Below are 10,318 nucleotides of genomic sequence, written 5' to 3'. Positions count from 1 at the left end.
GGGCTCACAGGGACTACCCGCCCTGCCCGCGCCTCTCGTGCCGACGCTGCCGCGTCCACCGCAAGCCCGGCTCGCGATAGTGACGACACATGATCGCCCCTCTTGGATGAGCCGGGATGGGCGACACATACGCCGAAACCGAATTTCGGTAAAGTGGAATATTTTTGTGCGCATGGATTGACAGAGGGCGACACAGGCTCTCGGTGCCGTAGCCCGGATGGAGCGCCAGCGTAATCCGGGACGGTGCGAGATGCCGGGCGAGCGGCCCCGGATGTCGCTTCGCTTCATCCGGGCTACTGGCACTTCCGAACTTCGCCCTATCCCGCGCGGCGGGCGCGGGCCCTGCTTTCCCAGCGGTTCAGCATCTGGCCGAGCTCGCCGGTGACCACGGGGATGGCCGTGATGGCGCTCGCGATCTCGTTGGTGTTGGCGGGCGCGTTGGCGGGAAGCCAATCCGGCTCGGTATATTCGCGCCAGCGGCGCGCTTCGGCGCGTCGTTTGTTGGAGATGAATTCACGCGTGAAATAGCCGGCCGCGAACGCGATTCCCAGCAACACGATCAATACGATGACGCCAGCCACAATCAACTCCGTCCATCGCCCCCGGACGGGTTCTGCGTGGCAATCAGCGCAAAATCAAGGCTTGAACTTCGCCGAACGGGCGGCCTGCCGCGCTTTGCCGCAAGCAAATTTTTGCTTCGATCCGCGGAACATTTTCGCGCCTTGCAAACGGCGCAAGGCGGACGCGAAGTGCATTCGAATATGACAGGATTGAGACCCGCGCGAATCCGATTCCACCCCTCGCAACCGGCGCCGGACCGCATTAACCTCCAGTTGCTCGGCCGGATCAACCGGCCAGCGAACATCATTGGGAGGACGCGATGACACGCCAAGAGGCTCGTGACCACACGGCTCGTGACCACGAGCAGCGTGACCAGGATGCTGCGCTTTCACGACGAACACTTGTCCGGGGGCTTGCGCTCGGCGCGGCGGCGACCGTGACGGGGGCCGGCTCCGCGCTGGCCCAGACCGGACCCGCCGCACCGCCGACCACCATCACCACCCCGCCGCGCGATTTCGGCCCCCACGGCGCGCCGACCACTTATTTCTGGGACCCCGACATCATCGCGGTCGATCCCTCCTTCAACGATCTCGCGCAGCCCAACACCGCGATCAAGCGCCTGTACACCGGCCTGCTGTGGGCCGAGGGCCCGGCATGGAGTGCGCAAGGAAGGTATCTGCTCTGGAGCGACATTCCCAACAACCGGCAGATGCGCTGGAGCGAGGATGACGGCCGCGTCAGCGTGTTTCGCACGCCGTCCAACAATTCCAACGGCAACTCCTTCGACCTCCAGGGCCGCCAGCTCTCCTGCGAGCATTTGACCCGCCGGGTGACGCGCTACGAGCATGACGGCACCGCCACCGTGCTCGCGGACTCCTATCAAGGCAAGAAGCTGAACTCGCCGAACGACGTCGTCGCGCATCCCGACGGCAGCTACTGGTTCACCGATCCGCCCTATGGCGGTCAGCTCTACGAAGGCGAGCCGGATGCAGCGGGCGGTCCGAGCAATGCGGGCGGCAAGCTCAATCCGCGGATTGGACAGCCGGCCGGTTTCCAGCCGGGCAAGCGCGAACTGCCGACCAACTGCTATCGCATCGACCCCTCCGGCCGCATCGACCTCGTCGTCACCGAGGAGCAGGTGCCCGATCCGAACGGACTGTGCTTCTCGCCTGACTACAAGAAGCTCTACGTCGCCTCGACCGGCAAAGGGCCGGGCGACACCGGCGCGGGCGGCAAGGGCGAGATCTTCGTGTTCGACGTCGGCGGCGACAACAAGCTCTCCAACCCCAAGAAGTTCAGCGATTGCGTGATCGACGGCGTGAAGTGCGGGCCGGACGGCGTGCGCTGCGATGTCAACGGCAATGTCTGGGCTTCCAGCAATGCCGGCCGCGCCGTCGGCTATAACGGCGTGACGGTATGGTCACCGGAGGGCAAGCTGCTCGGCCGCATCCGCCTGCCGGAGGTGTGCGGCAACATCACCTTCGGCGGCCCCAAGCGCAACCGCCTGTTCATGGCCGCGAGCCAGTCGCTCTACGCGGTGTTCACGGCGACGCAAGGCGCGGGGCCCGGCTGAGGCGAGGCAAGAACCCGGGCAGGGCGCCGGCGTGAACCGCCGGCGCCAAGTCTTCTGCGATCTCCTGCCCGACACTTTTGCAAGGCCCATCGCCTTGTGTGGATAGCATCGGCCCACTGGCATCATGGGACCCATCCTGCGATCTTGCGGTTGATCCCCCACGGGGAGCCGCAAGGAGGCGAGATGGACGATCGACCAAGACAACCCGACCTGATGCAGGACGACGGCTTCGTGCGGGTGCGCGGCGCGCGCGAGCACAACCTGAAAAACGTCGACGTCAGGATCCCCCGCAACGCCCTCGTCGTGTTCACGGGCGTGTCGGGCTCGGGGAAATCCTCGCTCGCCTTTGGAACGATCTACGCCGAGGCGCAGCGGCGCTATCTGGAGTCGGTGTCGCCCTATGCGCGGCGCCTCTTCCACCAGATGCAGATCCCTGAAGTCGACGACATCGAGGGCCTGCCGCCCGCCGTGGCACTTCAGCAGCAGCGCGGCGCGCCGACGACGAGGTCGTCAGTCGGCAGCGTGACCACCATCTCGAACCTGCTCAGGATGCTGTATTCGCGGGCCGGCGATTATCCGAGGGGACAGCCGATGCTTTATGCGGAGGCTTTCTCACCCAATACGCCGGAGGGGGCCTGTCCGACCTGCCACGGCATCGGCCGGATGCTCGACGTCACCGAGAAATCGATGGTGCCCGACGACACCAAAACGATCCGCGAACGCGCCGTCGCGGCCTGGCCGAGTGCCTGGCAAGGGCAGAACCTCCGGGACATCCTGACGACGCTCGGCTACGAGGTGGACAGACCCTGGCGCGAGCTGCCCAAGAAGGACCGCGATTGGATCCTGTTCACCGAGGAGCAGCCGACCGTGCCGGTCTACGCCGGTTACGACGCCGCTGAGGTCAAACGCGCGCTGCGCCGCAAGGAGGAGCCGAGCTACCAGGGCACGTTCACCGGCGCCAAGCGCTACGTGATGCAGACCTACGCCAGGTCCGAGAGCGCGATGATGAAGCGCCGCGTCGCGCAGTTCATGATCACCCAGGATTGCCCGACCTGCCATGGCACGCGGCTGAAGCCCGAGGCGCTCAAGGTCAAGTTCGCCGGGCTCAATATCGCCGAGATGTCGCATTTGCCGCTCAAGCAGCTGCAGGAGCTGGTCAAGCCGTTCGCAAAAACCTCGACGGACAGATCGGAGAAGACCGTCGTCGCCAGGCGTATCTGCGAGGATCTGTCGGCGCGCCTCGCCGTCCTGCTCGACCTCGGCCTCGGCTATCTCGCCTGCGAACGCAGCACGCCGACGCTGTCGCCGGGCGAGTTGCAACGGCTGCGCCTCGCGACGCAGGTCCGCTCGAACCTGTTCGGCGTCGTCTACGTGCTCGACGAGCCGTCCGCGGGCCTGCATCCCGCCGACACCGAGGCGCTGCTGCGCGCGCTGGACCGGCTGAAGCACGCCGGCAACTCGATCTTCGTGGTAGAGCACGAGATCGAGGTGATCAGCCACGCCGACTGGCTGGTGGATGTTGGCCCCGACGCCGGCGACGGCGGCGGGCTCATCCTCTACAGCGGGCCGCCGGAAGGGCTCGGTGACATCGAGCAATCGCGAACCGCGCATTACCTCGGACGTCCGCGCAAGAAGCTGCCGACGGCGCGCCGCGAGCCGAACGGCCATCTGAAGCTCAGGGGCGTATCCCGCAACAACCTTCGTGGTCTCGACGTCGATATTCCGCTCGGCATCCTCACCAGCATCACCGGCGTGTCCGGCTCCGGCAAATCGAGCCTGATCAGCCAGTTCCTCGTCGAGGCCGTCGCCGCGCATCTCGGCCATACGCTTGCCGCTGACGCCGATGACGACAGCTTGGCCCCGACGGTCGAAACACTGGGCGGCAGGATCGCTGCGGGCCTCGACCAGGTCAATCGCCTCGTCGTCGTCGATCAGAAGCCGATCGGCCGCACGCCGCGATCCAATCTTGCGACCTATACCGGCCTGTTCGACCATGTCCGAAAACTGTTCGCGGCAACGCCGCAGGCAAAGTCGCGCCGCTACGATGCCGGACGCTTCTCGTTCAATGTCGCGAAGGGACGATGCGCGACTTGCGAGGGCGAAGGCTTCGTTTGTGTCGAGCTCTTGTTCCTGCCCAGCGTCTACGCCCCCTGCCCGACCTGCAAAGGCGCCCGCTACAACGACAAGACCCTCGAGGTGACAATCCGCGGCAAATCCATCGCGGACGTGCTGGCGATGCGCGTCGACGAGGCCTTCGAGTTCTTCGAGGGCGATGCCGCGCTGGACCGGTCGCTCTCGGTGGTCCGCGAGGTCGGCCTCGGCTATATCCGCCTCGGCCAGTCCGCCACCGAATTATCCGGTGGCGAAGCCCAGCGCATCAAGCTGGCGACGGAGCTCATGCGCCCGCAACGGGGCCACACGCTCTATGTTCTGGACGAGCCGACCACCGGGCTGCATCCACGGGACGTCGAGCGGCTGATCGCCCAGCTCGAACGGATCGTGGATGCCGGCAACAGCGTGGTCGTGGTCGAGCACGACATGGACGTCGTCTCGCACAGCGACTGGATCATCGATCTCGGCCCCGGTGCCGGCGACGAGGGCGGCCGCATCGTCGCATCGGGAACGCCGGATCAGGTTGCCAAGGCCAGCGGCAAGACCGCGCATTATCTCTCGCGGCGCTTGAAGCAGTAGCGCTCGGTCTCGCCGAACCTCACCGTTATTTCGCAATTGCGTTCTATGGCGCAGCTGACTGACCCGACTTTCGCCATGTTGACTTTCCGCCGTCCCGCTCCCCATACTTCGCAAAAAAATAACAACCAGTCATAAGAACGGTTTTGAGGGAGGATAGGATGCCGACTTCACGCAGGCAGCTGCTGAAAGGTACGGCGGCTGCCGCCGCCACACTCAGCCTCGATTGGACCAGGGCCCAGGCGCAGGCCGAGAATTTGCGCATCGGCCTGATCTACGACCTCACCGGTCCCTTCGCCGCCGGCGGCTCGGTCGCCTCCTCGGTCGGCGCGCAGATCGCCATCGACCTCGTCAACGAGAAGGGCGGCATCGGCGGCAAGACCAAGATCGTGCCGGTTGCAGCGGACTCCCAGAGCAAGGCCGACGTCGCCATCAACGAGGCCGAGCGGCTGATCAGCCAGGAAAAGATCGACATCATCAACGGCGTCTATTCCAGCGCGCATGCGGTGCCGATGGCGGCGAAGGTCGAGCAGCAGAAGAAGATCCTCTGGATCACGACTGCGGTCTCGACCGCCGTGTTCAAGGACAAGAATTTGCAATACGTGTTTCGCGCGCAGATCCATTCCGACCAATACGGCCAGGCCTTTGCCGGCTTCATCGCCGAGCATGCGAAAGGCAAGCTCGGCATGGAGGCGAAGGACGTCAAGGTCGCGCTGATCCACGAGGACGGCCCCTATGGCGTCGGCGTCGCCGCGGCCGACGAGGCCTATGCCAAGCAGGCCGGCATCCAGGTCGTGCTGCGCGAGGGCTATTCGGCTTCCGCGCCCGACCTCTCGGTGCTAGTGACCAAGATCAAGCGCGCCAAGGCCGACGTGATCTCGCACGCCGGTTACAACCCCGATATCACCCTGTTCCTGCGCCAGGCCCGCGAGAGCGGATTGCGCTTCAAGATGCTGTTCGGGGCCGGCGCCGGCTACAGCCAGCTCGACAAGCTGCGCGCGACCTTCGGTCCCGACATCGACAATTTCTGCAACATCGACCCGGTGCCGGCACAGCTGCTCGATGCGGCGAAACTCGCGCCGGGCATGGGCGAGCTGATCAAGACCATGGTCTCGCGCTACCAGACCAAGACCGGCGCCACCGACGTGCCGCCGCACTGCTCGATGGGTTTCAACCAGACCTGGGTGCTGCTCAACAACGTGCTGCCTGTCGCCAAGGAGAAGTACGGCAGCTTCGAGCCGGAGGCGATCCGCAAGGCCGCGCTCGACGTCGACATTCCCGCCGGCGGCACCATCCAGGGCTATGGCGTGAAATTCTTCCCGCCGGGCACGCCGCTCTCCGGCCAGAACGAACGCTCGACGCCGGTGGTGATGCAGAACGCGGGCGAGCACATCTCGGTGGTGTGGCCGACCAACATCCGCACGCAAGACCCGGTATTCCCGCTGCCGAAGGGCTCGACCTACGGGACGTAGGGGCGGCTTGCTCCCACCCTCCCCTGGAGGGGGAGGGTCGCTACGCATGCAGCGAAGCGGAATGCGTGGCGGGGTGGGGTAATCTCTCCTCACGGACACTGCCCGATTGGAGAGATCACCCCGCCCCGCTCGCGCTGCGCGCGATCGACCCTCCCCCTCCAGGGGAGGGTAAGAGAAGCGTGCCCTACAACACCACCCTCCGCCCCTCCTCCGCGGCCCAGTACCCCGCGTAGTTCACCTTGATCGTCTCATAGGCCAGCGCGAGGTCGGACAGCGGCTGCCGGCCTGTCGCCACGCATTCCATGAAGTCCTGGATCTCCTGCAGATAGCCGCGCGTCCATTCCTCCTCGAGGCAGACATATTGCCAGCCGGTTTTGCGATCGACCTTTTCGGTGATGTAGACGCTGGCGAGCTTCTCCTCGGAGGTCTGGTAGCTCATCAGATGATTGTTCGGGGTGATGTTGGCGAACAGCGAGCCGCCTGACGTGTAGGTCTCCACCAGATTGCGCACGCCGCCCATGATCATGTCGCCGGAGAACACGGTCGCCTTGGTGCCGTCCGAGAACGTCGCCGTCAGCGTGCCCCAGTCCTCGACATCGACCGGATTGGCCTTGATGTAGGTGCGCTCCTCCGGCTTGAGGCCGGCGGTGACGTTGCCGACATCGCCGGTGACGCTGGCAACGCGGATGCTCTCGCCGCGCGCCTTCGCTTCGACCTGCTTGAGATAGAGCACGGCGGAGAGCGGATGGCAGCCCATGCGGATCAGCGAGCCGCCGCCGGTCATCGCCCATTGCGCAGCATGGGCCGCGTGCGAGCCGGAATGGCTCTCCTCGCCCTTCATGAACAGGATCTTGTCCTTGGTCGCCTTGATGATCTCCGCGGTCTTGGTCACCGCGGGCGCGTAGATCCAGTCCTCGGCATACATGAAGAGTTTTCCGGTGCGCTCGATCGCGGCGCGCGTCTTGTCCATCTCCTCCAGCACGCGCTCATACATCAGCGCCTTCGGCACGTGCTTGCCGATCGGCTGCTTGTCGCCGTCGCGGCCGAAATAGCCGGCGAACGGCTTTTCGCAGATCACGTGCTTGCCGGCCTGCATCGCCGCGACGATCATTTCGGCATGAAGATTGGGCGGGGTGCAGATGTCGACGACGTCGATCTCGCGGTCGGCGATCAGATCGGCAAAGCTGCGATAGACCCGCGGGATGTTGTGGCGGCCGGCAAATTCGACGACATGGTCGCCGCGCGCGGCCACCGCCGCGACTTCGACGTCCACGCCATAGACGCGCCGGAACGCATACATGTGCAGCTCCGACACGAAGCCGCAGCCGACGAGTCCGATCCTGATCCCAGCCATAGTGCCCCCTTGCTTTGGGCGGCACTATAGCGTGCTGGCCGGCCTATTCCACGGAGACTCGCACCACGCCGGCGCTCATCATGCCGAGCGCACGGGCGGCCGGCACCGAGAGGTCGACGATACGGCCGCGGATGAAGGGGCCGCGATCGTTGACGCGACACTGGATCGTGCGGCTGCCATAGGAGACCCTCAGCACGCTGCCGAACGGGCGCGTGCGGTGTGCACAGGTCAGTTCGCCGCCCTTGCCGGCTTTTCCGTAGCCGTAATAGGAGGCGAGCCCGCTTTCGGCATGTGCAACAGAAAATGGTGAAAACGAGAAAGTAGCGAGACAAAACAATAGCGTCGGCTGCGCGCGCACGGCACCGCTCCGGGTTGGCCCAGACCCGTCCCGCAAACGTCAGTTTGTTCCCTTAGGTTCCTGGAACTGCCGGGACGGATCCCGGCAGCCCCATCAAAGATTGTTACTGTTTGTGAAAAACCAGCGTGCGCACTTCGATGCTCTCGCGCGGCGCGGCATCATCAGGCTTGGTCGGATCGATGAAGGCGGTGTGCGGCCCGAAGCGGGTGCGGCCGTCGGTTGCGGAATCGTAGCACTTCAGCAGCAGCGCCTCGTCCGGCGTCATCTCCGGAAAATAGAACCAGCGATGATCGGGATTGTATTTCACCGAATAGGTCTCGCCGCGGCGGTTGGGATAGATCAGGTCGGACGCCACGAGATCACCGGGCGCAACCGTGGTGCCGTCCGCCATCGCCAGCGGTGAGTCGCGCAAGGGGCCGCGGATCGGACGCCAGAGATTGATCACCTGCACGCGGCCCTTCAGCAGCTCTTCGGCTTCATCAGGCAGATGCTCGCGCACGCGGTTGGCGCCGGAGATGGCGGTCTGGTCGACATGGACGCGCGTCGCCGGCTGGCGCGGGCCATCGCCGCGGATATCGGCGGCGCCCTCGACACGCTTGCGCACGGTATGGTCGAAGATGACGACGCGGTCCGCCTTCAGCGTCGCGCGCAGGAACGCCTCGACCGCGGGATAGTAGATCGCCCTCACCTCTGCGTCGTCGTAAAAATCCTTCACCTGGGTCGGATGGCGCACCAGGGCAAAGCCCTCGCGGTCGAGCGAGAAATTGTTCGCGATCAGGCGCGCATCGAAGATCGGCACCTGATGCGGCTCCGGCAGCGACGTGCTCTTGGGCTCGCCCGGCGGCGGGTCGAAAGCGTAGGTGCGCGGTTTTCCCGCGGTCGGCGCGAGATAGTTCAGTTCGGCAGTGACGAAGGGAAGCGATTCGATTCTCGTTTCTTGCAGGCCCATGGCCGGTCTCCCGATGTGGTCGTCGGATTGATTTTTGACGGGGTGCGAAGCGGCGCAAGGGAGGCGGTGCAAATAGCAATGGGGACGTTGTCGGCGGCGTGACGCGCAGAAGGAACGTGTCGAGGATGGTTGTCGAGCTAGAAGGCGCACCCTCGTTTCACGGATGCTTGAGCGCCCTGTGAGTTCTCGTGCCCGGGACGCAGCGCATCACGCAGCGGTGCGCTGCAGAGCCGGGTCACGAGAGGCGGATCATTCCGCGGCCTGGCCGCGAACGGCCTGGCGCCTGGCGACCAGCTCACGGGTCAGCGGGATCAGCTCGCGGCCGTATTCAATGGCGTCAATCAGCGGATCGAATCCGCGGATCAGGAAATGGCTGATGCCGAGATCGTAATAATCGCCGAAGACTTCGGCGACCTGCTCGGGCGTGCCGACCAGCGCGGTGGTGTTGCTGTTGGCGCCGGTGAGCTTTGCGATCTCGGTCCAGAGCCGCTTGTCGATGCGGCTGCCCTGGTCGGCGAGCGCGAGCAGGCGCCGCGCACCGGCGGTGGCGTGGCCATCGGCGGGCTTGCGATAGCCGGTCTTGTCTTGCAGCGCGGTGGCACGCGCCAGGATTTCCTCCGCCTTCTCCCAGGCCTGCTGCTCGGTCGGCGCTATGATCGGCCGCACCGAGAGGCTGAAGCGCGGCGTCGGCCGGCCCTGCCGGACCGCGGCGTTGTGGACGCGCGAGGTCACATCGCGCACTTGCGCGTAGGATTCGCCCCACAGCGCAAACGTGTCGGCGTGCTTGCCGGCAACATCGATCGCCGCATCCGAGGCGCCGCCGAAATAGACGCGGATGCCCTCGGGCCGATACGGCTTCACCTGCGAGAAGGCGTTCTCGACCTGGTAGTACTTGCCCTTGTAGGTGAACGGCTTGTCGCTGGTCCATTCCAGCTTGAGGATATCGAGGAATTCGGAGGTGCGGGCGTAGCGCTCGTCCTTGTCGTCGAGCGTGTTGCCGTCCTGCCGGAGCTCGGTGGCGTTGCCGCCGGTGATGACGTGCAGCGCAACGCGCCCGCGCGAGAACTGGTCGAGCACGGCAAACTGCCGCGCCAGCAGCGTCGGCGCGGTGAAACCCGGCCGCTGCGCGATCAGCACGTTGAGGCGGGAGGTCACGCCAAGGACGTGCTGCGCCACCTGGAGCGCGTCGGGCGAGGTCGAATGAAATGCCAGCAGCGCGCGATCGAAGCCGGCATTCTCATGCGCCTTCGCCACCGCCTCGATGTGGGTGGGGTTGAGGACCGGTCCCTCGCGGACGACGGTCTCGGACGAATTGTTGTTGCTGATGAAGCCGATGAACTCGATCGACATGATCGTCTCCCTG

At 65.3% G+C, this 10,318-nt stretch carries 8 protein-coding genes; 3 read left to right on the top strand and 5 right to left on the bottom strand.

Features of this window, described 5'->3' with window-relative positions:
• Nucleotides 1–317: 317 nt before the first annotated feature.
• Nucleotides 318–581: a hypothetical protein gene (locus RAD10_RS13620; protein WP_461617886.1), complete on the bottom strand. Its 264-nt coding sequence runs from the start codon at nt 579–581 to the stop codon at nt 318–320.
• 299 nt (nt 582–880) lie between these two features.
• On the opposite strand from RAD10_RS13620, the gene RAD10_RS13615 reads away from it, so the two are divergent.
• The 3 genes from RAD10_RS13615 (at nt 881) to RAD10_RS13605 (ending at nt 6,294) form a co-directional block, all read left to right on the top strand.
• Nucleotides 881–2,134 carry an SMP-30/gluconolactonase/LRE family protein gene (locus tag RAD10_RS13615; RefSeq protein ID WP_461617885.1) on the top strand — a complete coding sequence of 418 codons (1,254 nt, stop codon included), beginning with the start codon at nt 881–883 and terminating at the stop codon, nt 2,132–2,134.
• A 183-nt stretch (nt 2,135–2,317) separates the two neighbouring features.
• Complete coding sequence (gene uvrA, locus RAD10_RS13610) at nt 2,318–4,825, top strand: excinuclease ABC subunit UvrA (RefSeq protein WP_461617884.1); 2,508 nt, start codon at nt 2,318–2,320, stop codon at nt 4,823–4,825.
• 158 nt (nt 4,826–4,983) lie between these two features.
• The gene (locus tag RAD10_RS13605; RefSeq protein ID WP_461617883.1) at nt 4,984–6,294 is read left to right on the top strand and encodes an ABC transporter substrate-binding protein; all 1,311 of its coding nucleotides are present in this window, start codon (nt 4,984–4,986) and stop codon (nt 6,292–6,294) included.
• A 184-nt stretch (nt 6,295–6,478) separates the two neighbouring features.
• On the opposite strand, the gene RAD10_RS13600 is transcribed toward RAD10_RS13605, so the two are convergent.
• From RAD10_RS13600 to RAD10_RS13585, 4 genes are all read right to left on the bottom strand, one after another.
• Nucleotides 6,479–7,648, bottom strand: a complete 1,170-nt coding sequence (locus tag RAD10_RS13600; RefSeq protein ID WP_461617882.1) for a Gfo/Idh/MocA family protein — start codon at nt 7,646–7,648, stop codon at nt 6,479–6,481.
• Nucleotides 7,649–7,691: 43 nt separating this feature from the next.
• The gene (locus RAD10_RS13595) at nt 7,692–8,006 is read right to left on the bottom strand and encodes a septal ring lytic transglycosylase RlpA family protein (RefSeq protein ID WP_461617881.1); all 315 of its coding nucleotides are present in this window, start codon (nt 8,004–8,006) and stop codon (nt 7,692–7,694) included.
• Nucleotides 8,007–8,109: 103 nt separating this feature from the next.
• Nucleotides 8,110–8,955, bottom strand: a complete 846-nt coding sequence (locus RAD10_RS13590; RefSeq protein ID WP_461617880.1) for a CmcJ/NvfI family oxidoreductase — start codon at nt 8,953–8,955, stop codon at nt 8,110–8,112.
• 249 nt (nt 8,956–9,204) lie between these two features.
• Nucleotides 9,205–10,305: an LLM class flavin-dependent oxidoreductase gene (locus tag RAD10_RS13585; protein WP_461617879.1), complete on the bottom strand. Its 1,101-nt coding sequence runs from the start codon at nt 10,303–10,305 to the stop codon at nt 9,205–9,207.
• Nucleotides 10,306–10,318: the final 13 nt, after the last annotated feature.

The organism is Bradyrhizobium sp. 23AC (assembly GCF_054863025.1).
The sequence above is the reverse complement of the archived record's forward strand: the minus strand, read 5'-3'. Positions and strand labels throughout refer to the sequence as shown.